This is a genomic window from Silvimonas terrae, assembly GCF_014202765.1.
In the GTDB taxonomy this organism is placed as follows: domain Bacteria; phylum Pseudomonadota; class Gammaproteobacteria; order Burkholderiales; family Chitinibacteraceae; genus Silvimonas; species Silvimonas terrae.
Window position 1 is genome coordinate 65,348 of the sequence record NZ_JACHHN010000010.1, and the last position, 24,962, is coordinate 90,309.

Sequence of the window (24,962 nt, forward strand, 5' to 3'; positions counted from 1 at the left end):
TGTTTCTTAAGCATTTGTCCACGTCGCAAACAAGACCGTTGCAGCGCAGATACGCTCTTAGTTCACACCGGCTTGTAGAAACTGCGGGTCTGCGGCCAGGCGCACGACATCCAGTGTCTGCCAGCGCTGTCCGTTGGCATCCCGAAACGTGGCCTGTGCCCAGGCGTGGGGCTCTGCTTCTGCATCCGGTTGCATATCCGCAAGGTGCTTGAGACCGAGCATGCGATCGACCAGCACCGCCGAATGCAGAATATGGCGGGAATGCAACAGCATCAGGCGCGCAGCGGCGGTTTGCGTCAGATTCTGGCCGCCAAAAAAGGCGGAGATATCCGAAACGCTCACGAGGTTACCCCGCACGTTGGCCACACCACGAAACCAGTGGTAAGCCAGTGGCACCCCACTGATGGGTGGTACCGGCATCACTTCTGCCACGTCCGCCAGGTTCAGCAACCAGTTGCTGTCGCCAATGCGCACGCCCAGATGGGCGCCGACGTGTTCCGCCGACGCTGCGGTTTTCAGGCGGGCAACCACACCCTCCTGGTACTCGCGCAAGCTGATTCGCTTGGCCATTGTCATTCCCCCCGGGATCAATCCACCTGGCCGGCTTGTGTTGTTCTGGCCGGGTGGACTGCTGTCGCCGTATTACAGCGCGGCGATCTTGTTGAACAGCTCTTGCGGATCGACCGGTTTGACGATGTATTCCACCGCGCCTTGCCGCTTGCCCCACACCATGTCGGTTTCCTGATTCTTGGAAGTACACATGATGATGGGAATATGTTTCGTTACGTCGTCACGCGAAATAATGCGTGTGGCCTGAAAGCCGTTCATGCCAGGCATCACGACATCCATCAGGATCAGGTCGGGCATGATGTCCTTGACCTTGGCCACGGCTTCTTCGCCCGACTCCGCCGTGAGCACCTGATAACCGGCTTTGGTCAGAAGTTCGCCAAGGAAATGACGCTCGGTGGGAGAGTCATCCACGATCAGCACTTTTTTGATAGACATGAGACTTGGTTCCGTGTGAGGTGTTACCTGGTACAACCTGCCGGGCCATTTCTGGCACCGGTCAACTGCATTGGCCCAACTTTCGTTATTGACTGCGTTATGACTGCTGCTGCCGGCCGGTGGCCGGACACGCTTAACCGGCCTGACGGGCGCGGGCGTGCTGGTCTACCGCAGACAAAAGACTGTCTTTGGTAAATGGTTTGGTCAGATATTCATCAGACCCCACCATGCGGCCGCGCGCGCGATCAAACAAACCGTCCTTGGACGACAGCATGATCACTGGCGTGGCCTTGAATCTGGGGTTCTTCTTGATCAACGAACATGTCTGATAGCCATCCAGTCGCGGCATCATGACATCTACAAAGATCACATCCGGATTGTGGTCGGCCACTTTGGACAGCGCGTCGAACCCGTCTTCCGCCAGAATGACTTCACAACCGGCTTGACCCAGAAAAATCTCGGCGCTGCGGCGGATGGTATTGCTGTCGTCAATCACCATCACTTTGACCCCGGTAAGACTGGGCATGCTGTTCCTCTCCTGTACTGCAACCACTTGTTTAGAGCCAGTGACTCAACTCATGCTGGCGGCATCCTCACACCAGCGTGAAAACGTATTGTCAGCAAATCGCTTGCTTTGCAACGGGCCCCTGTAAAACACGCTGCAAAGCGGCTAACCCTGTAACAGAACATGCCTTGGGCATGATGTGTCGTGGATCATACCGGCGCATTCTCGAATTAGACAAGGCTAATGCCGCACCCTGTTGCGAGCGTAGCAGCCCCCTGCCAAATCACCCCGGCAGACCGGAAAACCCCGTGATTTTCAAGATGTTCCGCGTTTTGTGGCGGTTGGGGTGACGCACGGTGCAAACGCCGCGACGTCTGGCGGAAAACGGGTGCGACAGGCTTGAATTATGAGAGCGGGTTTTCTTATATATCCGTATCAAAGCAATTGATTTGCATCAGTCAATTGCCGGATTCCACCACAGCAAAATCCGCTTGCCGGTCGCCCCGTCTTTTCCCTGTGTTTGCCTGGCACGTTGTTCTTCGCGCCTGGCGCCAGGGTCTTGTGTTTTCCCACGTCAACTGCAAGGAGCAATCATGTCAATTCTTGATCAATTGGGCAGCATGCTGTCTGGTACGGATGCCAATAATCCGTCGGCCAGCGTGCTCAGCACCTTGCTGGAGCAATCTGGTGGCGTGTCGGGACTGATCGATAAATTCCACCAGGGCGGGCTGGGCGAGGTGGCCCAGTCCTGGATCGGCAACGGCCAGAACCTGCCGATCTCTGCCGATCAGGTGCAACAGGTGTTGGGTAGCGATACGGTGGCGGCAGTGGCGCAAAAGCTGGGTGTCGACCCGCAACAGGCCGCCAGCCATATTTCGGAGTTGCTGCCCAAGGCCGTTGATGGCATTACTCCGAACGGCGAATTGCCCTCTACCGACAGCTTGCTGGCCTCCGGCATGGAAATGCTCAAGGGCAAGTTGTTCGGTTGAAGTACCGCAGCACCGTAGCCCGGATGAAGCGCGCCCCTTGGTGGGTGTCCCCACAAAGTCACTGAATGCAACAGTTGGCGGTTGCAGCGGGGCAGCGAGAATCCGGGGTGACCATGTGTCGCTGAGCCAGGTTCTTTTTTGGCATCGCCACCCCGGATTCCCGGCCGCTGGCCTTCATCCGGGCTACGGGGTGGGTCAATGCCGTAGGGTGGATTCGGAGCATAGCGACAATCCACCATGGCGCAGGTGGATTGTCGCTTGCGCTCCGAATCCACCCTACGAGGACCACCACGGTCTTTATTCTTTGCCAGTCAGCCGGGCCGCCAATGCGCGGCCCGTTTTTCTGCCTTCGCGAATCGCGTAGTTAGTGCCCCGGTCTTCCGGATAAATCTGCGCCATGGAGGCCAGCGTCAGACCAGCCACCGGGCCTTGTTCCGCCGGGATCAGCCGGCTGTAGTGTTTCTCTACCACCGGCTGGGACCAGCGTGCTTTCCAGACGTGATGGCGGATGATCCAGTCCCGGCTAAAGGCGGGGAACATTTTTTGCAGATACGGGATGGAGAAATCCAGCACCTCGTCCGCGCTCATGGTGTAAAGCGCGTCGGTGTGCGGCAGGTATTTGGACAAATACACAATATGCCGGCCGCCGTAGGTTTCGGCCTTCTCGAAATTGGTGTGTTCGATCACCCCTACAAACGGGAATGTCGGGTCGTTCACGTTTAGCCAGTAGGTCTCTGACAAGCTGCGATCCAGTTCCAGCACCAGGCACACATTGGCCAGGTAATGAATCCGGTTCAATTGCGCCAGATAATCGGGCGCCGCCCAGTGGCTGATCATGCCTGCAATCAGCGGCAGCGCGGGCGTGGCAATGATTTCATCGGCCAGCAGCGTGCCTTGCGGGGTTTCGATGTGGAACTTGCCGTCGATTTTCTCAAAACGCTGTACCGGCGTGCTGGTCAACACCTTGCCACCCAGCCCTTCCACTTGCCGTGCCAGGGCCTCGGCCAGCGCCACAAAGCCGCCCTTGAAATACGCCAGCCGTTCTTCGCCGCCCTTGCCCCGGCTGCCGCCGCGCAGCTTTAGTTTGTTCCAGAACCACACGGCGGAAATCTGTTCCGCCACCGGGCCGAACTTGCCCTTGAGCAGCGGTTCCCACACCACCTTGTAAACTTGCTCGCCACCCAGTTCGCGCAGCCATTGGGCGGCGGTTTTGTCTTCCAGTTCCATCCAGTGTTCCACCTTGCGGGCGCGCAGTGCCAGCAGCCCCAGGCGGATGCGGTTGAAAAAGGTCAGCGGCGTGAAGCGGAGCAGATCAGCCGGGGTGGAGAGCTTGAAGAAATGATTGGCGTACCACACGCCCGTGTTGGTCGGGTTGATCGCCACATGGTCATTGAGGTGGAGTTCATCAATCAGCGTCATCACTTCACGGTCGTTGGTAAACCAGTGGTGATAAAAGCGGTCAAGCTTTTCGCCTTCGACGTCAAACGCGCTGGCGAGCCCCCCGATATGGTCATCTGCTTCCAGCACGGTGACGTCCATGCCAGCGCGGGCTAGTTCATACGCGGCAGACAAACCGGTGAAACCGCCGCCGATGATGGCGACACGGGTGCTGGCAGGAAAAGCGGTCATGAAGTCTGGTTCCGGGGCTGACGGGAAAGCGGGTTGAGGATGAGGTACAGGCCGCCAAGCACGGTTGGCGGCAACCACAGCAGCAAATGCACCACCACGGCAAACGCGGCGGCCGCCGTGGTGCTGTTGCCCAGCGCGGTCATGGCGTGCACGGTAAAATAATCAAAGGTGCCGACATAGCCCGGCGTGGACGGAATCAGCGTGGCCAGCGTACCCACCGGCAAGGCCAGCCAGCCAGCCGCCGGCGCGGTCAGGTCAGGCAGGGATTGCGCGGCCAGCCAGAACACAAAGCCTTCTGCCAGCCAGGCCGCCAGAGACCAGCCCACCAGACGCAACATGGTGGTGCCTTGCGCCAGGTGCGCTAGCGTGGTCAGGCCTTTGTCCACTTCGGTCCGCAGTTTCTCGCCAATAGCGGGGGCAAAGCGGGCGATGAGGGCGGTAGCTGCGCGGGCCAGTGGCGCAAAAGCTTGCGGGAACAACAACACCGCCAGGATCACCAGCGCCAGCGCAAACAAAAAACCGGCACCCACGCCTGAGAAGCTGGCGACATCCAGCTGGAACACCACCAGCGCTGCACCCAGCAACACCAGCACCATCAAGAGGTCCAGCAAGCGCTCCACAAACAAGGTCGCCAGCACCGTGCCAGACGTTGCACCCAGCCTCGGGTTGAAGGCAAAGGCGCGCAACATATCTCCCGCGCGAAACGGCAGCACGTTGTTGGTGGCAAAACTGGCCAGCAGCGGGCCGGCACACGTCAACCAGGTGATGCCGGGCACATCTTTGGCCAGCATGGCGCGCCAGCGGGCAATGCGGCAGCTATAGCCGATGCAGAACGCCCCCAGCGCGGCCAGCACCCAGCCCGGCCGCGTGGCAGCCAGCGCAGCCACAAGGCCATGCCAGTCGATCTGCCGCAAGATCAGCCAGGTGAACAGCACGGCCAGGGCGGCGCCAATCACAAGGCGCATTACGGATCTGGATTGTTGAGCCATAGCCTTACTTGCGGTCCACGACCGGGCTGCGGCTGATTGCCGGGCCGCTGGTACCGGCATAACCAATGTATTCATCCACCACATACAGCGGACGGCGTTTGACCTCGCTGTACACCCGGCCCATGTATTCGCCCAGGATGCCGACGCACACCAGTTGCACGCCGCCAAGGAATAGCACGGCGATCATCAACGCGGTCCAGCCTTCTACCCAGATATTGGTAAACAGCCGCAGACCGATGGCATAGAGGATGCCAAGCAGGGCAAGTGCCGCCGCCGTCATGCCAATGCCGATGGACAACTGCAAGGGCTTGCTGGAGAACGACAAAATGCCGTCTGTGGCAAAGCGGATCATCTTCTTGAGCGGGTATTTGCTCTCGCCGGCAAAACGCTCGGCGCGAGCATAGGGCAGGGAGGTCTGCTTGAAGCCGGCCCAACTGACCATGCCCCGAACAAAACGGTCGCGCTCTGGCATGGCGCGCAGTACATCCACCACCTTGCGGCTCATCAGGCGGAAATCACCGGTATCCAGCGGAATGGGCACGTCGGAGAGCTTGTTCAGCAGCCGGTAGAAGGTGCGCGCGGTGGAGAGCTTGAAGGCCGATTCGCCAGGGCGATCGGTCCGCGTCCCGTAGACCACGTCATAACCTTCGCGCCAGCGGGCTACCATCTCGTGAATGACTTCAGGCGGGTCTTGCAGATCGGCGTCGATCAGCACTACCGCATCGCCCTGCGCGGCATCCAGCCCGGCAGAGACGGCAATCTGGTGGCCGAAATTGCGGGCAAAGGCAATCAGGCGCACATGCGGATCAGCGGCGGCGATCTCTTTGAGCAGCGTGCGCGTGTGGTCACGGCTGCCGTCATCAATGAACACCAGTTCGTAGTCCAGGTCTGTCAGGCCGGCGCAGAAAGCGTTCAGACGACGCGTGGTTTCGCCAATGACTTCTTCCTCGTTGTAACACGGCACCACAATGGACAGCAGCGATTTACTCATGCTGACTCCCTCGCTTATTTGCGCACCCACAGGCCCACCTGGCTGCCTGCGTCGGCGTAGAACGGATGCCAGCTGTACTGGCTGTTGATGGCGGTGTTGATGTTTTGCCAGGCCGGCAGCCCCATATTGGCTTCCGCGCGGGTCCAGGCGATATAACGCACATGATTCAGGTTCAGCCAGTCCAGCGCATTGGGCAGTTCACCGTGGTAGAACGCCTTGGTTTTGTCTGACTGCATCCACACATCGCGCGGCGCAGCATGCCACAGGCTCACATGGTTGGGCCAGCCCTGCATGGAAATCTGGTCAGAAAACAAGGCCACCAGCGTCTGATTGGTGTAGGCGTCGCCATACCAGTTTTCCAGTACGATGCCGCGCGGGGCGTTGCGCAACCAGTTCACCAGATCCCGGGCGGCGGGCTCATTGATAAACGAGTGCGTGCCATCGAGCTTGCCGACATCGCCCTTGCCGGTCTGGTACAGATACCAGGCGGTGTCCCACGCGTAGGTGCAGGGCAGCGCCAGGGCGATATAAGCCACCCAGCGGGTGAGCTTGCGCGAGCTGCCCAGCGCTATGGCGCCCAGCGACAACAACGCGCCGCTATACATCCAGCCCCACCATTTCATGGTGGTGTTGGTGCGGATGAACTTGCCGCCGGAGGGGTCCTGGACGTAGATGAATTCGGACACCAACAGCATGGCGCCAAAGGCCACCACCAGCATCAGCGCCAGCGGCCGGGCCTTTTTCTCAAAGAGCGCGGCGATCAGCAAGATCAGCATTGGCCACAGGAAAATCACAAAGCGCAGCAGCGGCGTGTGATCCATCCAGGCGACAGGTTTGATGGGTGTGTTGATGGCCTGGCTGGCCAGCCCGGAGAGGTATGGATAGACCAGCAGCGCTGAAATCAGCCCGCCTGCAATCAATGCCGCCCACTCTGGTGGGCGTTTTTCCAGATAACGCCAGCCGATCCAGCTCAACAGCAACAAGGCCGAGAACGGAAAAATCCAGGTGTTGGTAATCAGCATGACCGGCACGGTGGCGGCCAGCAGTGCTTGCGCCAGCCGCTGCGGCGCAGCGGCTTCGCCTGCCCGGGCCGCGCTTTCCAGCCAGCCAATCAGCGCCAGCGCCAGGAACAGCAAGAAGAAGCTGCCCAGCGGCGGGTGGTAATCGCCCAGATAGAACTGATAACCAAAGTTCTCCATGGGGATTTCACGCACTTCAAAATCCGGCGTGGGTTTGTCCGCATCCGCCAGCGGCGGGAACAGGGCGCGGCCAAAGTCCGTACCTTGTTCACGAATGCGCAATTCATAGTTGCCAATAAAGCGCGCCGTGCCCCACATATAGTCATTGGCAGCCCAGTCCACCGGGGCGGAGGTGTTGTCATTGACTACAAAATGCAGGATCGGGGTAATGCCGGTGCCACCCAGCGCCAGCGCAGCAATCAGCAACAGCCGTGGGGCCAACCGCAGAACAAAGCGGCTGGCGAAATCCCAGGCCAGAGACAATGACAAAGCCATGACCAGCGCAAAGGCAATGTTGTAGGCAAAGCCTGGTTGCCAGCCAAACAGCCGGCCCATCAGTGCCGCGCCGTAATGCTGGAAGGCGTAATAAAAATCAAAATGATGCGGCGGATACCAGATATCCAGCGGCGGCAAGGTGTCGCCGGGATAATAGTTCTGCATGAAATACAGATCAGTCACCCGCTCGGACGTCGGGTAGATATTGGGCAGCAAGAATTTCCAGCCCAACCCGTACAGAAATGCCAGCCCGAACACCACCTCTGACTGGCGGAACAAGCGGGTTTTCAGTTCCGGCCGATGCAGCCACAACAAGCCCAGCGCAGCGGCGGTGGTCAGCGGCCATGCCCAGTTGATACGGCCCAGCCCGACAAAATGCTCCAGCGCGCACAACGCCAGCGTAATCCCCAACACGCCCGCCGCGCGGGCAATGGGCAAGGGCAGCCAGTGACTGAGCGAAACGCTAACGCTGGCCAGATGCAGCCACAACAAGATCAGGCTGCCGAGCAGGAAAATCATGTTCATGGTGTTGATGCCTGTTGTTACCGACGCAGCTCCCACAAGCCGCGCGGATCATTCGGGGTGTCGTTCAGCGGATGCCAGATATACCGGCTGGCCAGCAAATCCTGCATGCGGGCAAAGGCCGTGGCGTCACGCTGCTGGTCAAATGAACTCCAGACGATGTAGCGCACATTGCGCCCCGCCAGCCATTGCCCGGCATCTGGCAGACTGCCGTGGTACAGCGCCCGGATGAAATCCGCGTCGCGGTTGATAAACCACGGATGATCCCGCCACAGACCTTCATGATCGGGCCAGCCCAGCGCAGAGGGCTGACCGCTATGCAGGGCAAATGCGCCGTGCGGGCTGTAAGAGCCGTTATCCAGCCCCTCCAGCACCAGGCCTTTGGGCGCGCTGCGCAGATAGTTGAGGATGGCGCGCTGGCCAGGGTCGTCATTCAGCCAGCCATCCCCCGCCAGGCGTCCGGCGTGCGGACGCGGGTGGTAAACCCAGTACTGCGCTTGCGGGATCAGATAAAGACACGTCGCCAGCAGGGGTACGCAGGCCAGAATGCGGATCACCCGGCGGGAGGATGCCAGCGTGAGCGTACCCAGCAGCGCAATGCCGGCCGGATACAGCCAGGACCACCACTTGAGCGTGGTGTTGAAGCGGTTGTAGCGATCGGTCAGCGGGTCATCCACGAACAGGATTTCCGTCACCGCCAGCAACAGCAGCACCGTCCAGCCCGCCCACCAGCCCAGCCGCGCACGCGGGCCGCCGGCCAGGGCCAGGGCCGCCAGCATCAGCACCGGCCACCACAAGCCCAGGAACTGGCGCACCGGCGTGTGATCCAGCGCATCGACCAGGGCAATGTGCGTCGGCACCGCGTTGGGCGCAAAGTGCAGCATGAACGGGTAAATCAATGCGCCACCCACCACACCGCCCATCACCAGGGCCAGCCAGTGTGGCGCTTGCCCGCTGCGCCAGCGCCAGGCGCACCAGCCCAGCACCAGCAAGGCTTGCAGCGGCAGCGTCCATGGGTTGAGCGCCAGCAACAATGGCAAGCTCAGACCCAGCAAAAACACGCCGGTTTCTGCACGCCAGCCGCTGGGCTCGGCGCTATCTTCGCCCGCCGCAGGGGCACTGAGCCGGATGGGCGCTTCTACCGCGCCAATCAAGGCCAGCACAAACAGCAGTAAGGCAAAGCCCCCTACCGGTGGATGCAGATCACCCAGATAGGTGTAATAAGAGAGGGTTTCCAGCGGCAATTCACGCGGCTGGAAATCCGGCAGCGGTTTGTCTTCCGGGGCCAACGCGGGGAACAAAGCGCGGCCGACTGGCGTGTTGACCTGTTGATCATACAAGCCGGCAAAACGGGTGTTGGTCCACAAACGGGTGACAGCATTGGCGTCGGATTGGGCCGAAGTCTGCGCGGGCAAATCGTAAATCAACGGGATCAGCGGCGCGACGCCAGTACCGCCCACGGTGAGCGCGGCCACCACCAGCAAGCGCGCACCGGCACGTTTCAGGAAACGGCCGGTCAGGCTCCACGCCAGGCTGGCGGTAAAGGCAAAGGTGGTGCAAAAACCCAGATTCATGGCCCGGCCGGCATCCAGATTCAGGATGCGCCCCTGCAACGCGGTGGCGTAATGCAGAAAGCCGTAATACATGTCGAAGCGGTAACCGGGCAGCCATTGATCTGGCGGTGGCAGCGTATCGCCACCCAGATAATTGGCGACAAAATACAGATCGGTCAGGTGCTCTGACTGGGCGTCGATATCCGGAAACGCGTAGCGCCAGGCCAGCACAAACAGAAACGCCAGCACAAAGGGCTGTTGTTTGTCCCACCACGCGGTATCGAGCAAGCGGCGGTTGAGCACCAGCACCGACAGCGCTGTGCCCACAGGCCAGACCCAGGCCAGTTTGCCCAGTCCGGTGAAATGTTCAACAAAGAACAAAACCAGGCACAGCAGCAATACGCCTGCCGCGCGTGCCAGATCGGTATCGCCGCCGAAACGGCGTTCAAAACACTGCGCTATGCCCGCCAGATTGATCAGCAAGATCAATAGCGTCAGCAAAAGGGCTATGGGGCCCATGTCTCCTCCCTCCTCCGGGAACCGGATCGCATCTGGAAGTCGCCGCCGCCATCCTGTGCCGCGTGCGCTCCCGGTTCTGGCTGCGTCCGGGTTTCTATCATGCTTTGGCCTGCGGCGGAACCTTCATGCCGGGCCTGTTTGCTATAAGTTGTGCCGCGTACTATGCCAGAACTTCCCCGACGCACGCCAACCGGACACGAAAGGACAGATGGCACTTGCAACACGCTCCTTTGGCAGTTCCAATGCGCGCATGAAATTGTCTTGCCGATCTGGCTGCGGCGCTTGCTGCATCGCCCCTTCCATTACCAGCCCGTTGCCGGGCATGCCCCATGGCAAGCCGTTGTCCACTTAATTACACTTTATGATTTGCCGACCTGATTGCGGTGCGTGCTGCACCGCGCCTTCTATCTCTAGCCCCATACCTGGAATGCCAAATGGCAAGGCCGCGGGTCAACGTTGTATTCAACTGACGGTGGATAATCGCTGCAGCATCTTTGGCCAGCCGGAGAGGCCATCATGCTGCGCCGGCTTGCAGGCATCTCTGGAGATGTGTGGTACGACGAAGGAGGAGGCGATGCTTTGGCTAACTCAATTGGAAGTGGCCACCGCCCCCTAAGACACACCTGTTCACCGGGCGGTAGGGGGAGGGGTATCGGTGGAGTTTCACTATCGTTATCCGTGTCCGCAACCAAGGGCACTGGTGCGCCGATGCTGGGTCAGCACGACGTGCTACCGCGGATTGCCACTTAGCAGTCGAATGACTCGATAAACTTTGCTTCTCCGCTGGCACGACATATCAGAGATTGCGCTGCAATGAGTATGTGTGAGCCATTTGCAAAGCCCATTTCAAGGTAGATAGAGCCGGAGACTGAAAGGGGTATGGGCATAGTGGTGCTTGTCTCTCCATTTATCTTGAGCAGGCCGTCTGAAAGGAGCCCGATGCATTCATTGATTGGGCCTGAGTACTGTGCGTCGGCGAACACCAATTGAACTGACTGCATGTAACCAGAGCCAGCATCGATTGCTGGCCGGCCCTCGGAACGATGTACGTAAGCCGCCGCAAAATTGACGGTAACCGTATTCGTACTTGCTTCAACATCTCGAACCTCGGAGTCGTGAAATTCGAGCGCGGCGTTTCGTTCAAGTGTGGTCATTGGGTTACCAAAGAGAACCTGCAAGGCTTGGCAGATGAGGGTTTTCGAAGCTCCAGAGGGGCTATTGCTTGAAATCGTCCGGGTAATCGGGAACATTCAACGAAATGGACGGCCGGACTCGGTCCCCTTTCTTTCGCCTTTCCTCTACGTTCACCGCGAAGTATGCCCCCATTAGCTCTGTGGAGAAAGTGGCGCGAAGGGAGTTGGCGGACACCCTGGCGAACTATCCACCAGAGTCCGAGGACGTTATCGTAGAGCCCAGCTAATACGAATCTGGGAAAATGATGGCAAATGCTGTATTCAAAGCTCAAGCCTACCTTCCCGCCAACGGTATTGAGTCGAACTCAAACATTCATTCTCTGGAGTATATGAATGGTGACCTTATTGTCGTCGTGATGAGTTCGCTCGACTGGAACGGTCACGCTAGCGGCATTAGATTGACGTTTCCAGGCCTCTTGGGTGGGTTTCGCTTACTCGACGAGCTTGAGTTGATGCGTTATATGACGTCAGCCGAGTTTCCAGGTGGTTGCCACCTGTTGGAGGTCACTGAAGGAGGCTGGAAAGAGGAAGAAGATGCATTGCAGGGACTTGAAAAGGAACGACGCGAATGGTTGGTAGTGGCCGGGAATGCTTGCGTCAGCGTATTTTGCTCCGATGCTCCGGAGGTCGTGTACCTCTGCTGGAAACAGCAATTCAACTGGGATTGTCAAAACAGCCCCGTTAGTCAATGACTTACGGGGCTGTTTTCATGTTGGGTCTTTGACTCCCCTGTAGGACCTCCAACCTAATATCGGAATTGGCGTCTTTAGGGCTGCGCCTGTATCTTTTCAACCAAATCCGGCGAAGCAATGTCCCTCACATGCCGGAACGCGCTCTCTACAGCGTTAATATCTGCGCCGGCCACTCCGTACTCTTCAAAGAAAACCTTCCACTCACGTACCTTGGACCAGATGGCGGCAAAGCGGGCGATGGCTTGCGCCTCACTCAGGCCGAAGGCCGCGCAAGACGACAGTGCATTGTCCAGGGTAGCCAGTTTGCCCTGTTGGCCAACGCCCAGATGCAGTTGCCGCTCTTGGGCAACGCCCGGTCGAGGCATGACGTCATATAGCGGGCTGAGTCGCCAGCCCTTCAGCCCATCGTCGTAGATGAAGCCGTGATTGCGCAAATGGTCATCGTCGTTGGTGACGAAGATGTTGAAGACCATGCGGCCAAACAGTTCAGAGAGATTCAGCGCCACCATGTCAGGATGGATGTAGGTGCGAACACCTTGGGCGATGTCCATGTACGACTTCAGTCGCGACTCTTCCTCAGAGCATCCCACCAGCGTCAGTGCGCTGATAAAGGGTATGCGACGCTCAAGCAGTCCATCACCAGGCTGAGTCAGCATCCATTCCCGTGGCAAGGGCGTCGTCGCGGATTCGGACCAATAGCGGTCGAAACGGTGAATCAGCATGACACTGCGACCACCCACGTCCACGCAACCCACAGGCGGCACCGTCAGGCCGCATTCTACAGCGAGGCGTAGCGCGGCCATTTCGACCTTAGGCATGTCGAACCGGTCAGTCCGGCTCCGAAACTTGGCCAGCTGCAGGCAGCCGTTTTCGTTACGGATGGTTGCCTTCGGGCGGGCCCCACCCAGTGCAGTGCCCTCAGTAAAGATTGCCTCCAGTCTCGCTGGGACTTCTTCGCCGGCCTCGATGCGGTCTGCCGCCTCCATCAAGTAGCCCAGACCAATCTCCGGGTTAATCCCATTATGCGTAGGCGTATGCAGGTCCCGACGGATATCCAGCGCACCGACCCGGTTGCCGCCCGCCTCAAGCAGATACGTGGACTCAGGCAGGCTGTTCACCGGCGCCCTTAGCTTGGATTCAATGACCCTGCGGCCCCATGAGTCGGGGGAGGCGTCACGAATGCCACCAAAGAAGGGCAATCGATTGGCGGGAAATAGCGCATTGCCCTCAACCCGGTCAAGGCGGGTTAATCCAAGACTCACCGGGTCTACTTCAATGCGGTTTTGACGCTGGAGATAGCGCAAACCATAAGCGAATTCAGAGGCCACCAACGTGTTGCCGTCTTCGGTGAGTGTCAGTAAGCCGCACGGCTCGAACGCATCGCCAAGCCATGCGAAGGTGGTGAGTTTGGTTGTTCTGGTTGCCATGTGCGGTCCTTAGAAGTCGAGTTCTTCGCGTTCGGACTGTGAGAGCACCCGCACGCGCTTTGTCTTCTCTCGGTCGGCAAGGCTCAGCAGGGCAGGGTCATCCTCGGAGAGCAGCGACAGCAGGGATACGCCCGGCGCGATTGCATCCAGGTACCGTAGAAGCTGACCTATGGCCAATGCGGGGTCGCCGCTCTCAATGCGCGATGCCGTGCTGCGCGCGATGCCGGCACGCACGGCGGCATCGGCCTGACGCACCTTGCGCGCGGTGCGCAGCCGGCGCAGCTTTTCGCCAATCTCGACCATTTCTTTGGTCAGTGCCGCGCTCAACAAAACGTTCTGTTTACCTTTCATGTCCGCCAAACCAGTCTGTATCGATTTAATGTCCGATATAACGAGTATAGTACGTTGTCAGATGGCGGATGATAAATGTGCGTTAAAACGGACGGTAACGCATTAATATCCGATATTGCGGACATTAGACTCAAAAGCCCGTATTCCCGTTCCCCACGACGGGAAACCGCGTAGGCCCGGCTTTGACTGGTGTGGAAATCATACTGCAGCGGGTCGCCGCCTCCTGCTTTTTGGTCCCATCGCGGCCTTCACTCTGGTCCGTCATCGACTCCCCTGAAGAGCTAAGGTGTTTCGAGGTCGAAACAGGTGGCAAGGGCGGTAACCTGCTGCGCTGAGACCATATTCATAGGGCCTACAAAAAATCTTTGCTACCAAGGTGAGATGTAGCTGGCTTGGTTGATGGCAAAACGCTGGGTAGCTACATCTCCTGGCTGCGATTGGACCTTCTTTCAGTGGTTTCCCGGATTTTCAAGAAAAGCAACAGCAGTATCGCCAAGCCGATACCATTTAATGTTTATGCCAATAAGAGCAAGGGAATTCCGGATATCTTCTGGTAAGGGCGAACGTGCAGGCAGAACGATTGTCTTTTGGCATGCGTGGCGTGGGCCGTGAATCATGAGTTGCCCCAGTGCCTGGTAAATATCGCTCCGGTCAACACTCGTCTTCACTTCATACAATTCAATCAGGCCGTCCTGAGCCACAACGCCTAAATCAATAAGGCCGTTTTTGACTATCCTGGCAGCATGCGCCATGGGCTGTGATTGACGCCAGTGGTATAAAGCTTCGACGACCTCGGCATGCCTGGATAGATAGTCAAATTCACTACGTATCCCGGTCCGTTGATAACCCACCTCACTGAAATAGTCTTTCCAGACTTGTTCTTTGTCCAGGAAATCGGCGCTTTCCAGTAATCCCTGACTCACTTCATGCTTGAACTTCGCAACGGATTCGATATATTTCACCGCGGAACGCGTTGCGGCCTTTCCATCCACTGGCATGACTAACACACCTTCACGAATACCCCCTGAGGAATCGATGACTTTCATTGGCCGAATCTGGTTCCAGATCATGAAGGCGTGTTTGCCTACACCAGTGGCGCCACCACCAATTTTTCCGGAATGAAAGAGATAAACCTGGCCGCTTGATGGGTCCTTTGCGAAGAACCCTGCAATTTGATTGTTATATCCCTCATAGAGGGTGTTGATTTCCAGGGTAATTTGTAAAACTGGGCCCGCGTTGAGCAAACCAAACCAGTGCAATCGCCGTGGGTTTGCCACAGTTTCCGCGTTATGGTCCGTTGACCAGAACCAGTACTGCCCATTGTGAATAACCTGGGCTTGCTCTTCAGCACCACCACGAAATCCGATCTTCTTCACCGCATTCTGCGTGAACTCCCGTCGCAGGGTTGCTTCCAGTTTACGTTCGGCAGTGCTGATTTCCTTGCTGGACTCCAGAATTACAAACACAATGAACTCCTTGAAATATGACGACTTTCATCCGGCGGTCATGCCTGCGGTAATCGGGCGTTGACGTGCGGATACGGTCCTGTTATCCCGCTCTTGTTATCAGAATGTCAGTAGCCCTTGGGTGCAGAAGTAATATCGACCGCTATTGCAAGGTTGATTGACAGCCGATCAGGACTCATTGTGTTAAATCAGTAAGCGGCAAAATGACTTGGGTAAATCGCGGGGTAACGCTGTAACCGTCTGGGTAATGCAGCTCACAGCCCAACGGGCTACATACGGTAAATGGGCGCTTTGCGCTTGCGGTTAAAACGATGGCAGCCACACGCATCAAAGCGGTAACGGCCTAGTCCGGAATATGAATGCGCGCCTTGATGTGCTTGAGGTGCGCCACGATGGTAAAGGTCATGATGACCAGCAGCGACCAGGAACTCCACTTGCCGATATGCACGGCGGACCAGGCGCCCAACTGGTTGGGGTATTTCCATACCCCATAAAACGTGCTGATGTTTTCGGCCAGCCAGATAAAGAACCCGATCAGCACAAACGCCAGCACCAGAGGCATGTGCCGGTCCCGGTCCAGCGGGCGATAAATGACCGTGGTCCGCGCGTACAACCCCAGCACGCCCGCCGCGATATAACCGCGATAGTCGCCGATATAGTGATGTGTGAAGAAATTCAGGTAGATCAGGACAGCGACCAGCGTCGCCATCCAGTACGGCGGGTGATGGCGAATGCGCAAATCCATAAAGCGCCAGGATTGGGTGATATAGCTGCCTACCGCCGCGTACATGAAACCGGAAAACAAGGGCACGCCCAGCACTTTGGTGTAGGCAAAGTCTGGGTAGGACCAGGACTGTACGCTGCCAGAGACCTTGAAGGCTTCCAGCACAAAGCCCACCGCGTGAAACAGCATGATGGCCTTGAATTCATCGAATGATTCCAGCCTGGCCCAGAGCATCCAGCCCTGAATCAGTAGCGCCAGAATCAACAAGGCGTCGTAACGGGGAATACCGGCGATCCCGGTGCGCGGTACGGCGAACACAGCGGCGAAGAACAGAAAGGCAAACAAGCAGGCACGGGCTTGTCGCAGACCAAAGCACACAAACTCGCAGATAAAGCGCCGCCATCCGGTCAGGGTTTGCCGTGGGCGATCCAGACCCAGCAAAAGTCCATCGATCAAGGCAGGTTGCAGCAGCAGGCGCATGGTTGTGGGGTGGGCGCAAAGGGAGCCGGTCATTATGCCGGTGAGGAGACGGTTATGCGCAGCACACGCACAAGCACTTTCAATAATAACGGCATCAGCCTGATGCCGTTATGGGGATGGGGCTGCAACGGGCCGCCCACGCTGTAGCCCGGATGAAGCGCAGCGAGCATCCGGGGTGGCAACAGTGGCAAAAATGACCTTCCGCCTTGCAATCGTCGTTGAGTTGGCAGGAACGGTCAGGGCTACCCCGGATTCCCGGCCTGGCGGCCTTCATCCGGGCTACAACGCTGGGCGATCCGGCCACACTCAGTGGCAATGCCCCCCATCCGCCGTGTAATCCAGCTGCGGATACCAATCCGTCCCCCGCCCGCCTGGCGTCAGATCCAGAATATTCCACAGTGGCATCAGGTCGGGCGCGCCACGCGGGTCCTGGCCGGGGTCGGCGGTGTCCGGGCCCATTTCGTCGCCGTAAAAGTGTTTGATGCTGTCGCCAATACGTACAAACACATTCAGGCCGGGAGTATCGTCCCCGTTCGGGTCTTCGCCAATGTAGTCCTGGTTGAAACTGCTGCCCCCGGCTGAATACAGTCGCAGGTGGTGCCAGCCGCGCTCTTTGGCAAACGCCTGCATGCGCTCGATGGGCGCGCGGGCGACGACGCCAAAGGCGACGCGTTGCAGAATGTCTGGCATTTCGCCGTTAAGGGCGCTCAAAAGGCAAGTACACATGGGACAGGGCCGTTCGCGCTGCGGGCCAAACATCCAGTGGTAGATCACCAGTGTGTCGTGCTCACCAAACATCTGTTGCAGCGTGACCGGGCCATCCGCACTGTCAAAGCGGTAGTGCTGCGGCACATCCCCGCTGGTGGGCAGGGTGCGGCGCAGGGCGGCGACGCGCTCAATTTGCCGGCGTAGTTCAATTTCTTCGGCCAGCAAGGCGTTGCGGGCTTCACGATAGGCCAGCGTTTCACCCGGATAGCGGGGGTGATGTTGGGCTGCCAGTGCTTGGGCAGGCTGCCATTGCGGTTTGCTCATGTGGGCCTCCAGGAACGTGGGGTGGATGGGGTGCGTCCAGAACCCGGTTGGAGGCCCCGCCACATGGCACGGTTCCGCCCACCTGGCTGAGCGGCAGACATGAAAAAAGCGCCCCATGGGCGCTTTGTTTGCAACTGGCGGAGCAGGCTGGCTTATTGCGTACCGGGTTCGGTCACAAAGCCCAGCTTTTCGATACCGGCTTGCTGAATCGCGGCCATGGTTTTGGCCACATATTCATACTGCACTTTGCGATCCCCGCGCAGGCGCATGGTCGGTTGCGGCTCTTTGGCGGCGGCCACGGCCAGGCGCTGCTTGAATTCGGCATCGCTCAGTTTGGCTTCATCCCAGTAGACCGAGCCATCTTCCGTGACGGAGATATTGATGGATTCCGGCTTGACCACTTCCGGCTGATTGGCGGCGCGCGGCAGGTTCACTTTAACGGCATGCGTGAGTACCGGCACAGTCAGCATGAAGATGATCAACAGCACCAGCATCACGTCGACCAGCGGCGTCATGTTGATTTCGCTCATCACGTCCGAGTTGTCACCAATGGATTTGCTGAATGCCATGATCCCTTACCCCGCGTTCTTGGGCTGGCCGTTGACCACCGCCAGTTGCGGCTTGGACTGGGCTTGTTCGCGAGCCACCGGGGCGCCGGTGACAAAGTAAGCGTGCAGATCCTGGGCAAAACGGTTGAGCTTGCCGACTACGGCGCGGTTGCCGCGCACCAGCGCGTTGTAGGCCAACACTGCCGGGATGGCGACCGCCAGACCAAATGCCGTCATCACCAGCGCTTCGCCCACCGGGCCGGCGATCTTGTCGATACTGGCGGCGCCCGCGGCAGAGATGCCAATCAGCGCGTGATAAATGCCCCACACCGTACCGAACAAACCCACAAACGGTGCCGTGCTGCCAACGGAAGCCAGCAGGGACAGACCGCGTTGCATGCGCTCCGTACCTTCTTCAATGGCACCGTTCAGGCTGCTGATCAGCCAGTCATTCAGCGAGAGCTGACCATGCAGATCGGCCTGATTGTCGCGGTGGTGTGCCACGGCGGCCTGGCTTTCCAGCGCCAGCAGGCGGAACGGGTTGTCCTGGGTCTTGCCGGTCAGTTGTGCCAGGCCTTCGTCAAAGCGATGGGCATGCCAGAAGTCATGCGCGGCGGCGGCGCGGCGGCGGTTGGCCATCAGGCGCAGGGTGTGGGTGACGATCACATACCAGCTGGAGATGGACATCACCAGCAAGATCAGGGCAATGGCGTGGGTGACAAAATCACCCTGGGCCCACAGGTGGGACAGGCTGAACTGTTGCGGTTGCATGGATTGACTCCTTGTTATTTCAGAATTTCAGAATTCAAAAATCCGGGCTGGCCGCACCGTGGCACGACCGGGTTTGTTTGATACGTGCGTTCAAGACTGGCTGAGTGAGAACGTCACCGGCTGCACGTACCACATGGCAATCGGCTGCCCGCCTTGTCTGGCAGGGGTGAATTTCCACTTGCGCACGGTTTCCAGGGCCGAGTTATCCAGCCGCGGGAAGCCGCTGGACTGTTTGATGCGGATATCGCCCACGCTGCCATTGGCCTCGATATAGACCTCCAGCAACACACGACCCTCTTCGCCCAACTTGCGGGATACCGGCGGGTAGGGCGGCTTCATGTTGCCAGTGGCGTTGGCATCGACCCGGGGTTGCGATACCGGGGCGGGCGCGGGGGCCGGCGCCGGAGCAGGTTTGACCTCAGGCTGCGGTGGCGGGGTTTCCGGCACGGGCTTGGGGGGCGGTTCGGTGGCGACCTGATCGGGCCTGGCGACCGGAATTTTCGGCAGCGGTTTGGGCACTGGCTCGCGCTTGATCACGGGCTGTGGGCGTGGCTTGGGCTGCGGCGGTTTGGGTTCTGGTGGCGCAACCACGGGCAGTGGCGCGGGTGTTTCCAGCGTCACCGTAATTTCTTTGGGTGGCAGGGGCGGTTGGGTCTGCACGGTATGCAGCAGCGCGCCAATCAACAGCACATGTGCGCCGGTGACCAGCCCGAGACGGGTTGCCTGGTTGCGATCCATATCTAAATGAGAATTACTTGCGTTTGTGCGAAGACCAATATGATAATGATAACCCTTCGCATTTGCAAAGCCATTGCAGGCGAAACCAAAAAGAAAATCCGCTCGCCGGATATGTATCTCAGGGCAGGTTGATCAAAAGCAGGTTCGGGCAGGGCTGCCCGGGCTTGTGCTTGCCGGTGGGATGCATCTGAGCATGCGGACCTAACAAGTGCCGTGGTTTAACGCCACGCAGCCAAGTCCCCCGGAGACATTGCATCATGCCCATGGCCCGTAAGCCGATTGCCGCCCTTGTGGCCGCAGCCTTTACCGCATCCGCCGCTTATGCAGATGACATAGCAAGCCAACCTGCCGCTGCAGAACAAACCCTGCAGACCGTGAACGTCAACGCTGCTGCAGATCGTGAGCAGACCCGCACCGATTACAACGGCAATGTCTCCACCGTGGGCGGCAAGGTGCCGACCGCTGTGCGCGACATCCCGCAAACCGTGACGGTGGTGAACCGCGCGGTCATGGATGCCCAGGGTGTGGCCTCGCTGACCGATGCACTGCGCAACGTGCCGGGCATTACCATTGGCGGCGCAGAAGGCGGCCAGATCGGTAACAACATCAACCTGCGCGGCTTCTCTGCCCGCACGGATATTTATCTGGATGGCGTGCGCGATCGTGGCCAGTACTATCGCGATACGTTCTATCTGGATCAGGTGGAAGTGTTGAAGGGCCCGTCGTCCATGCTGTTTGGCCGTGGTTCGACTGGTGGCGTGATCAACCAGGTGAGCAAGAAGCCGCAACTGGCCCCGGTGGGCGAAGTGGACGTGACCATCGGCACCGATGACCGTTACCGCGCGACGTTCGATACCGGTCATGCCATCAATGATCACGCCGCATGGCGTATCGAAGGCATGGCACAAGACCAGCATTCCAGCCGGGATGTGATCTCTAACCAGGATGTGGGCCTGGCGCCGTCGGTGACCTTTGGTATTGGCGACCCGACCACCATTACGCTGTCGGCCCTGCTGGAACATAACCACGATATGCCCGATTACGGCATCCCGTCGGTGAATGGGCGTCCGGCCAATGTCGACAAGAGCAACTTCTACGGTTTGACCGATGACCGCACCAACCAGACCGTGGCGACGGTGCGTGCCGATATCGAGCACAAGATCAACGACAGCCTGACTCTGCGCAACAACACGCAGTACAGCCATTACGAAACCGACGCCATTGAAACGGCGCTCTCGACCGTGCTGACCCCCAGTGGCGTTGCGCTGGATCGCACCAAAGGCAACCCGACCACGTTGCCTTTGTCGTCGCTGCGGGTGCAACTGGCCAGCCATGACCGCAATATCACCGATCAATCCGTCTACAACCAGACCGACCTGATCTGGAAGACCAACACGGGCAGCGTCAAGCACACCGTACTGGCCGGGGCGGAAATCGGCTACGACAAGTACGAGAACCAGTCCTACAGCCGCAACAATCTGCCGATTGTGGACATGTTGAACCCGGCGCACCTGTCCAGCCCGGCCAACTCGGTCAGCACCAAGGGTAACTACGCGGAATCGACGGCCAATTCGCTGGCGTTCTATGCCAACGACACCATTGAGTTCACCCCGCAATGGAAGGCCATTGCCGGCTTGCGCTGGGATCGTTTCGATGGCGATATCCACAACTCGGTCAGCCTGCCGCTCTCGGCCAGCAATGACACCAACTTCACCAGCGTCCGCGCCGGCCTGATTTACCAGCCGACCGATGCCCAGTCTTACTACGTCAGCTATGGCACCTCGTTCAACCCGTCGCTGGAAGCGCTCACGCTCACCAACGGCACGCAGAACCTGGACCCGGAAAAGAACCGGTCTTATGAAGTGGGCGGCAAGTGGGACTTCTTCAGCGGTGATCTGTCGCTGAACTCCGCGCTGTTCCGCATTGAAAAGACCAATGCCCGCACGCAAGACGCCACCACGGGCTTGTACCAGCTGGATGGCGATGTGCGCGTGGATGGTTTTGAAGTCGGCGTCGCTGGCCGGATCACCAAGCAATGGCAAATGTTCGCGGGTTACACCTACCTGGATGGTCAGGTGGAAAGCGCGCTGGACGGCACCGCCGGCAAGGTGCTGGCCAATACGCCCAAGAACACCGCTACCGTGTGGAGCACGTACAGCCTGACGCATGATTGGGAAATCGGCGGTGGCGTGCTGGCGATGTCCAGCCGGTATGCGGCCAACAATAACGTCGTGCTGGTGCCGGGCTATGCCCGCTGGGATGCCACCGTGGCGTACCACCAGAAGACCTATGACGTTCGCCTGAACCTGTTGAACCTGACCGACAAGTATTACTACGACTCGGTGATTGCCTCTGACGGCGGCCGCGCCACGCCGGGTATTGCCCGCACCGCGTTGTTGACGCTGTCGTACCACCCGTAATCCGCAGTCGTCATGACGCCGCCCTGCCGCAATCCGCGCCGGGGCGGCGTTGTCCGTACTGTGGTTTGCCATCAAGGAATGTCATGTTAGTCCGCATACCTCAAGTGCTGAACCCGGAGCAACTGCGCCATGTGCGCCAGGCGCTGGAAAACGCCGGCGCCGCCTGGGTGGATGGCCGCGTTACCGCCGGTTTTCAGGGCGCGCCGGTCAAACACAACCAGCAGATCGACGAACACTCGCCCGTGGCGCATGAACTGGGTGATCTGATCCTGGCCATGCTGGAGCGCAACCCGCTCTTTATCAGTTCCTGTCTGCCCGACGTGATCTACCCACCCATGTTCAATCGCTATGGCGAAGGCATGACCTTTGGGAGTCACGTCGATGGTTCCATCCGCATCATTCCCGGCAGCGGCGGCCGCAAGATCCGCACCGATATCTCCGCCACGCTGTTCATTGCCGAACCGCACGAATACGACGGGGGCGAATTGCAGATTGAAGACAGCTACGGCATGCACGCGGTCAAGCTGGCTGCGGGCGACATGATTATTTACCCCTCCACCAGCCTGCACCGCGTCACCCCGGTGACCCGTGGCACCCGGCTGGCCAGTTTTTTCTGGATTCAAAGCATGGTGCGGGACGACGGCCAGCGCACGCTGCTGTACGAACTCGACACTGCCATCCAGACCCTCAATCGCACCCAGGCCGACGACAGCGCGCGTACCACGCTGGTCGGCAACTATCACAACCTGCTCAGAATGTGGAGTAACACATGATCAACAGCCTGCTTGCCGAAAACCACAAAGGCTTCCTGCCCGACCGCCTGCGTACCGGCAACTTCCTGAAATGGCTCAAACGCGTCCACGCCTGGCTGGGCCTGTGGGGCGCTGCGCTGGGCCTGATGTTTGGCATCTCCGGCTTTGTGCTTAACCACCGCGCCCAGATGAAAATCAACGCCGTCACGCCGATTGAGAGTGCGGTGCAAGTGCCAGTGCCGGCTGACGCGCGGGATGACCCGAAAGCCTTTGGCAAATGGTTCAGCCAGTATGCCGGCATCCCCGGCCACGCCCGCGTACGCACCACGCCGGCCAAGGAAGTGATCTGGAATGACAAGCCGGTGCAAAAACCGGCAGAGTGGCAAGTCACGCTGGCCAAGCCCAACTACAGCGTCAGCGCCACCTGGACCGAAGGCAACAGCCTGGCAGAAGTCAAACGCACCGACACCAACTTCTGGGGCGTGATCACCAACCTGCACAAAGGCGTAGGCGCTGGCGTGGGCTGGATTTTGCTGGTTGATACTCTGGCGGGCGCCCTCATTACCTTGTGCATTACCGGCTTTCTGCTGTGGTCCCGTCTGCACGGCCCGCGTCTGGCCGCGCTGGGTTTGATTGGCGGGGCGATTGCCTGGGGGTGCTGGTCGGTGCTGGCGTAACCTTTCTCGCTACCCGCAAAGTGGAACGGCGATGCCCGGTTATTTGGCCGGGCACGTTCTGAGCGCCGGGCGGCCAACCGCCTGGCCGTCCAGTAAAGTGGCTCTCAAAATGCATTGAGCGCCATACTGACGCCCTTGCACCTCGTAGTCCTTGCCTTCCTCCGGCACAAAAGTCCAGTCTGAAGCGCAGAGCCAGGCATTGCCATTGCCGGCATCTTGCTGGGCCATGAAATCGATATTGACCGGTTTGCCTGCCTGAACGTAAACCTCAGAAACCATCACGTGGGCCTCCATGTTTTGCCCAGGCATGCCCAGTTTCTGACGGTTTAAATGACTGTCGGTCAGCAAGGTCATGGCATTGTTGGCCGCAATGCCGCCCACCCCTTTGGATTCATCGTGGCAATCTGCATCCGGAATCAGCCGGACCACCCCGTTGGTCACGATACGCATGCGCGCACGTGGCCCCGCCTCAGGCTCGGCGTAAGAGCGCGTCAGGTAGGCTGGACTGGAGAGGTTTGAACAAGCGCCAAGAATCAGGCAGGACAACATCAGGGAAATGTGGTGGGTCTTCATGCTGGAGGGATGAATGAGGGAGATGATTAAATAAGGCGGCAATTATATTGCCGACCGGATACAAAGCCCACTGTCAGGAACGGCAGTGGAGCACCTTCCACGAAAGTGACTGGCCTTGGGGTGGCATGGCCATCGGCATGCATAACAGCATGAAAGTGCTCTTTTTCAGGGAAATCCGACCACATTGTTTGATTTAACATCGATTGGTCGATTGCGATTCCGCTGCAGAATCTCGCCCTTTGCGCGCGCGCAAAGCAAGCAATTTTGCCAAGGAAGCCCCCATGTCTTACCCCGCCGATCAAACCGCCAATCCCGCCCCGCTGGGCCTGCTGGGGTTTGGCATGACCACCGTCCTCCTCAATCTGCACAACGCTGGCTTGTATGAGCTCAACAGCATGATCCTCGCCATGGGCATCTTCTATGGTGGCCTCGCCCAGGTGTTTACCGGGCTGATGGAATGGAAAAAGGGTAATACCTTTGGCACGGTGGCGTTCACCTCGTACGGCCTGTTCTGGCTAACGCTGGTGGCCTTGTTGATCCTGCCCAGGCTGGGCGTGGCCGTGCCAACGGCCAGCGGGGGCATGGTGGCGTTTTTTGTCATGTGGGGCCTCTTTACCGCCGTGATGTTTGTCGGCACGCTCACCATGAATCTGGCGACACGGGTGGTATTTGGCTCGCTGGTCATCCTGTTTGCCTTGCTGGCAGTGGGTGATGCGCTGGGCGACGCCATGATCGGACGTATTGCCGGCTGGGAAGGCATCTTCTGCGGTCTGTCGGCCATGTACGCCGCGCTGGCACAGGTGCTCAACGAGGTTTATGGCCGCGTGGTGTTGCCACTGGGCGAGAAAGCGCCCGCCTGATCTGCAGACGCAAGGCATAAAAAAAGACCCGCAGCAGCGGGT

General features: G+C 59.0%; 25 protein-coding genes. 7 read left to right on the plus strand and 18 right to left on the minus strand.

Features of this window, described 5'->3' with window-relative positions; translation table 11 throughout:
- Positions 1–57: 57 nt before the first annotated feature.
- The 3 genes from HNQ50_RS19435 to HNQ50_RS19445 all read right to left on the minus strand — a co-directional run bounded on the left by HNQ50_RS19435 (position 58) and on the right by HNQ50_RS19445 (position 1,531).
- Entirely contained in the window at positions 58–570 is a 513-nt protein-coding gene (locus HNQ50_RS19435; protein WP_184102886.1) for a chemotaxis protein CheW, read from the minus strand.
- Between the two features lie 72 nt (positions 571–642).
- Positions 643–1,005, minus strand: a complete 363-nt coding sequence (locus HNQ50_RS19440; protein ID WP_221303272.1) for a response regulator — start codon at positions 1,003–1,005, stop codon at positions 643–645.
- A gap of 133 nt (positions 1,006–1,138) precedes the next feature.
- Positions 1,139–1,531 carry a response regulator gene (locus tag HNQ50_RS19445; RefSeq protein WP_184102887.1) on the minus strand — a complete coding sequence of 131 codons (393 nt, stop codon included), beginning with the start codon at positions 1,529–1,531 and terminating at the stop codon, positions 1,139–1,141.
- 470 nt (positions 1,532–2,001) lie between these two features.
- Here HNQ50_RS19445 and HNQ50_RS19450 point away from each other — a divergent pair, with 470 nt between their 5' ends.
- Positions 2,002–2,499 carry a YidB family protein gene (locus tag HNQ50_RS19450; RefSeq protein ID WP_373282243.1) on the plus strand — a complete coding sequence of 166 codons (498 nt, stop codon included), beginning with the start codon at positions 2,002–2,004 and terminating at the stop codon, positions 2,497–2,499.
- Positions 2,500–2,796: 297 nt separating this feature from the next.
- Here HNQ50_RS19450 and HNQ50_RS19455 read toward each other — a convergent pair whose 3' ends face one another.
- Genes HNQ50_RS19455 through HNQ50_RS19475 form a run of 5 tightly spaced genes read right to left on the minus strand, consistent with a single transcriptional unit; the run spans position 2,797 to position 10,216 of the window.
- On the minus strand, positions 2,797–4,128 hold the full coding sequence (locus HNQ50_RS19455; RefSeq protein WP_184102889.1) for an NAD(P)/FAD-dependent oxidoreductase: 1,332 nt from the start codon (positions 4,126–4,128) through the stop codon (positions 2,797–2,799).
- Positions 4,125–5,093, minus strand: coding sequence for a lysylphosphatidylglycerol synthase transmembrane domain-containing protein (locus HNQ50_RS19460; RefSeq protein ID WP_221303273.1), 969 nt, complete (start codon positions 5,091–5,093; stop codon positions 4,125–4,127). Before HNQ50_RS19460 ends, HNQ50_RS19455 begins: the two co-directional genes overlap by 4 nt.
- 28 nt (positions 5,094–5,121) lie before the next feature.
- The gene (locus HNQ50_RS19465; RefSeq protein WP_184102891.1) at positions 5,122–6,108 is read right to left on the minus strand and encodes a glycosyltransferase family 2 protein; all 987 of its coding nucleotides are present in this window, start codon (positions 6,106–6,108) and stop codon (positions 5,122–5,124) included.
- Between the two features lie 14 nt (positions 6,109–6,122).
- Entirely contained in the window at positions 6,123–8,147 is a 2,025-nt protein-coding gene (locus tag HNQ50_RS19470) for a DUF2298 domain-containing protein (RefSeq protein WP_184102892.1), read from the minus strand.
- Positions 8,148–8,164: 17 nt separating this feature from the next.
- On the minus strand, positions 8,165–10,216 hold the full coding sequence (locus HNQ50_RS19475) for a DUF2298 domain-containing protein (protein WP_184102893.1): 2,052 nt from the start codon (positions 10,214–10,216) through the stop codon (positions 8,165–8,167).
- A 361-nt stretch (positions 10,217–10,577) separates the two neighbouring features.
- Between HNQ50_RS19475 and HNQ50_RS19485 the strand changes: the two genes are divergently transcribed.
- Positions 10,578–10,832: a YkgJ family cysteine cluster protein gene (locus tag HNQ50_RS19485; RefSeq protein WP_184102894.1), complete on the plus strand. Its 255-nt coding sequence runs from the start codon at positions 10,578–10,580 to the stop codon at positions 10,830–10,832.
- Between the two features lie 130 nt (positions 10,833–10,962).
- Here the strand turns inward: HNQ50_RS19485 and HNQ50_RS19490 are convergent, their stop codons facing one another.
- A complete protein-coding gene (locus HNQ50_RS19490; RefSeq protein WP_184102895.1) occupies positions 10,963–11,370 on the minus strand; it encodes a hypothetical protein in 408 nt (135 codons plus the stop codon).
- A 281-nt stretch (positions 11,371–11,651) separates the two neighbouring features.
- Between HNQ50_RS19490 and HNQ50_RS19495 the strand changes: the two genes are divergently transcribed.
- Entirely contained in the window at positions 11,652–12,101 is a 450-nt protein-coding gene (locus tag HNQ50_RS19495; protein ID WP_184102896.1) for a hypothetical protein, read from the plus strand.
- A gap of 74 nt (positions 12,102–12,175) precedes the next feature.
- Here HNQ50_RS19495 and HNQ50_RS19500 read toward each other — a convergent pair whose 3' ends face one another.
- From HNQ50_RS19500 to HNQ50_RS22420, 8 genes are all read right to left on the minus strand, one after another.
- A complete protein-coding gene (locus tag HNQ50_RS19500) occupies positions 12,176–13,528 on the minus strand; it encodes a type II toxin-antitoxin system HipA family toxin (RefSeq protein WP_184102897.1) in 1,353 nt (450 codons plus the stop codon).
- 9 nt (positions 13,529–13,537) lie between these two features.
- Positions 13,538–13,879, minus strand: coding sequence for a helix-turn-helix domain-containing protein (locus HNQ50_RS19505; protein WP_184102898.1), 342 nt, complete (start codon positions 13,877–13,879; stop codon positions 13,538–13,540).
- Between the two features lie 449 nt (positions 13,880–14,328).
- The gene (locus HNQ50_RS19510; protein ID WP_184102899.1) at positions 14,329–15,345 is read right to left on the minus strand and encodes a hypothetical protein; all 1,017 of its coding nucleotides are present in this window, start codon (positions 15,343–15,345) and stop codon (positions 14,329–14,331) included.
- A 343-nt stretch (positions 15,346–15,688) separates the two neighbouring features.
- A complete protein-coding gene (locus tag HNQ50_RS19515) occupies positions 15,689–16,582 on the minus strand; it encodes a DUF817 domain-containing protein (RefSeq protein ID WP_246428798.1) in 894 nt (297 codons plus the stop codon).
- Positions 16,583–16,855: 273 nt separating this feature from the next.
- Positions 16,856–17,581 (minus strand): DUF899 family protein, encoded by a 726-nt coding sequence (locus HNQ50_RS19520; RefSeq protein WP_184102900.1) that lies wholly within the window; start codon positions 17,579–17,581, stop codon positions 16,856–16,858.
- A 152-nt stretch (positions 17,582–17,733) separates the two neighbouring features.
- A complete protein-coding gene (locus tag HNQ50_RS19525) occupies positions 17,734–18,150 on the minus strand; it encodes an ExbD/TolR family protein (RefSeq protein ID WP_184102901.1) in 417 nt (138 codons plus the stop codon).
- A 6-nt stretch (positions 18,151–18,156) separates the two neighbouring features.
- On the minus strand, positions 18,157–18,900 hold the full coding sequence (locus HNQ50_RS19530) for a MotA/TolQ/ExbB proton channel family protein (protein ID WP_184102902.1): 744 nt from the start codon (positions 18,898–18,900) through the stop codon (positions 18,157–18,159).
- Between the two features lie 90 nt (positions 18,901–18,990).
- Positions 18,991–19,638: an energy transducer TonB gene (locus tag HNQ50_RS22420; protein ID WP_184102903.1), complete on the minus strand. Its 648-nt coding sequence runs from the start codon at positions 19,636–19,638 to the stop codon at positions 18,991–18,993.
- A 257-nt stretch (positions 19,639–19,895) separates the two neighbouring features.
- On the opposite strand from HNQ50_RS22420, the gene HNQ50_RS19540 reads away from it, so the two are divergent.
- The 3 genes from HNQ50_RS19540 (at position 19,896) to HNQ50_RS19550 (ending at position 23,487) form a co-directional block, all read left to right on the plus strand.
- Positions 19,896–22,058, plus strand: coding sequence for a TonB-dependent receptor (locus HNQ50_RS19540; protein WP_184102904.1), 2,163 nt, complete (start codon positions 19,896–19,898; stop codon positions 22,056–22,058).
- 83 nt (positions 22,059–22,141) lie between these two features.
- Positions 22,142–22,831 carry a Fe2+-dependent dioxygenase gene (locus tag HNQ50_RS19545; protein ID WP_184102905.1) on the plus strand — a complete coding sequence of 230 codons (690 nt, stop codon included), beginning with the start codon at positions 22,142–22,144 and terminating at the stop codon, positions 22,829–22,831.
- Positions 22,828–23,487, plus strand: coding sequence for a PepSY-associated TM helix domain-containing protein (locus tag HNQ50_RS19550; RefSeq protein WP_184102906.1), 660 nt, complete (start codon positions 22,828–22,830; stop codon positions 23,485–23,487). Before HNQ50_RS19545 ends, HNQ50_RS19550 begins: the two co-directional genes overlap by 4 nt.
- Before the next feature lie 39 nt (positions 23,488–23,526).
- Here the strand turns inward: HNQ50_RS19550 and HNQ50_RS19555 are convergent, their stop codons facing one another.
- Complete coding sequence (locus HNQ50_RS19555) at positions 23,527–23,937, minus strand: hypothetical protein (protein ID WP_184102907.1); 411 nt, start codon at positions 23,935–23,937, stop codon at positions 23,527–23,529.
- A 404-nt stretch (positions 23,938–24,341) separates the two neighbouring features.
- Between HNQ50_RS19555 and HNQ50_RS19560 the strand changes: the two genes are divergently transcribed.
- The gene (locus tag HNQ50_RS19560) at positions 24,342–24,920 is read left to right on the plus strand and encodes an acetate uptake transporter (protein WP_184102908.1); all 579 of its coding nucleotides are present in this window, start codon (positions 24,342–24,344) and stop codon (positions 24,918–24,920) included.
- Positions 24,921–24,962: the final 42 nt, after the last annotated feature.

Bases quoted from the DNA above. Each gene is read 5' to 3' on its own strand.
- HNQ50_RS19435 (WP_184102886.1), bottom strand. From the start codon at position 570: ATGGCCAAGCGAATCAGCTTGCGCGAGTACCAGGAGGGTGTGGTTGCC.
- HNQ50_RS19440 (WP_221303272.1), bottom strand. From the start codon at position 1,005: ATGTCTATCAAAAAAGTGCTGATCGTGGATGACTCTCCCACCGAGCGT.
- HNQ50_RS19445 (WP_184102887.1), bottom strand. From the start codon at position 1,531: ATGCCCAGTCTTACCGGGGTCAAAGTGATGGTGATTGACGACAGCAAT.
- HNQ50_RS19455 (WP_184102889.1), bottom strand. From the start codon at position 4,128: ATGACCGCTTTTCCTGCCAGCACCCGTGTCGCCATCATCGGCGGCGGT.
- HNQ50_RS19460 (WP_221303273.1), bottom strand. From the start codon at position 5,093: ATGCGCCTTGTGATTGGCGCCGCCCTGGCCGTGCTGTTCACCTGGCTG.
- HNQ50_RS19465 (WP_184102891.1), bottom strand. From the start codon at position 6,108: ATGAGTAAATCGCTGCTGTCCATTGTGGTGCCGTGTTACAACGAGGAA.
- HNQ50_RS19470 (WP_184102892.1), bottom strand. From the start codon at position 8,147: ATGAACATGATTTTCCTGCTCGGCAGCCTGATCTTGTTGTGGCTGCAT.
- HNQ50_RS19475 (WP_184102893.1), bottom strand. From the start codon at position 10,216: ATGGGCCCCATAGCCCTTTTGCTGACGCTATTGATCTTGCTGATCAAT.
- HNQ50_RS19485 (WP_184102894.1), top strand. From the start codon at position 10,578: ATGATTTGCCGACCTGATTGCGGTGCGTGCTGCACCGCGCCTTCTATC.
- HNQ50_RS19490 (WP_184102895.1), bottom strand. From the start codon at position 11,370: ATGACCACACTTGAACGAAACGCCGCGCTCGAATTTCACGACTCCGAG.
- HNQ50_RS19495 (WP_184102896.1), top strand. From the start codon at position 11,652: ATGATGGCAAATGCTGTATTCAAAGCTCAAGCCTACCTTCCCGCCAAC.
- HNQ50_RS19500 (WP_184102897.1), bottom strand. From the start codon at position 13,528: ATGGCAACCAGAACAACCAAACTCACCACCTTCGCATGGCTTGGCGAT.
- HNQ50_RS19505 (WP_184102898.1), bottom strand. From the start codon at position 13,879: ATGAAAGGTAAACAGAACGTTTTGTTGAGCGCGGCACTGACCAAAGAA.
- HNQ50_RS19515 (WP_246428798.1), bottom strand. From the start codon at position 16,582: ATGACCGGCTCCCTTTGCGCCCACCCCACAACCATGCGCCTGCTGCTG.
- HNQ50_RS19520 (WP_184102900.1), bottom strand. From the start codon at position 17,581: ATGAGCAAACCGCAATGGCAGCCTGCCCAAGCACTGGCAGCCCAACAT.
- HNQ50_RS19525 (WP_184102901.1), bottom strand. From the start codon at position 18,150: ATGGCATTCAGCAAATCCATTGGTGACAACTCGGACGTGATGAGCGAA.
- HNQ50_RS19530 (WP_184102902.1), bottom strand. From the start codon at position 18,900: ATGCAACCGCAACAGTTCAGCCTGTCCCACCTGTGGGCCCAGGGTGAT.
- HNQ50_RS22420 (WP_184102903.1), bottom strand. From the start codon at position 19,638: ATGGATCGCAACCAGGCAACCCGTCTCGGGCTGGTCACCGGCGCACAT.
- HNQ50_RS19540 (WP_184102904.1), top strand. From the start codon at position 19,896: ATGCCCATGGCCCGTAAGCCGATTGCCGCCCTTGTGGCCGCAGCCTTT.
- HNQ50_RS19545 (WP_184102905.1), top strand. From the start codon at position 22,142: ATGTTAGTCCGCATACCTCAAGTGCTGAACCCGGAGCAACTGCGCCAT.
- HNQ50_RS19550 (WP_184102906.1), top strand. From the start codon at position 22,828: ATGATCAACAGCCTGCTTGCCGAAAACCACAAAGGCTTCCTGCCCGAC.
- HNQ50_RS19555 (WP_184102907.1), bottom strand. From the start codon at position 23,937: ATGCGTATCGTGACCAACGGGGTGGTCCGGCTGATTCCGGATGCAGAT.
- HNQ50_RS19560 (WP_184102908.1), top strand. From the start codon at position 24,342: ATGTCTTACCCCGCCGATCAAACCGCCAATCCCGCCCCGCTGGGCCTG.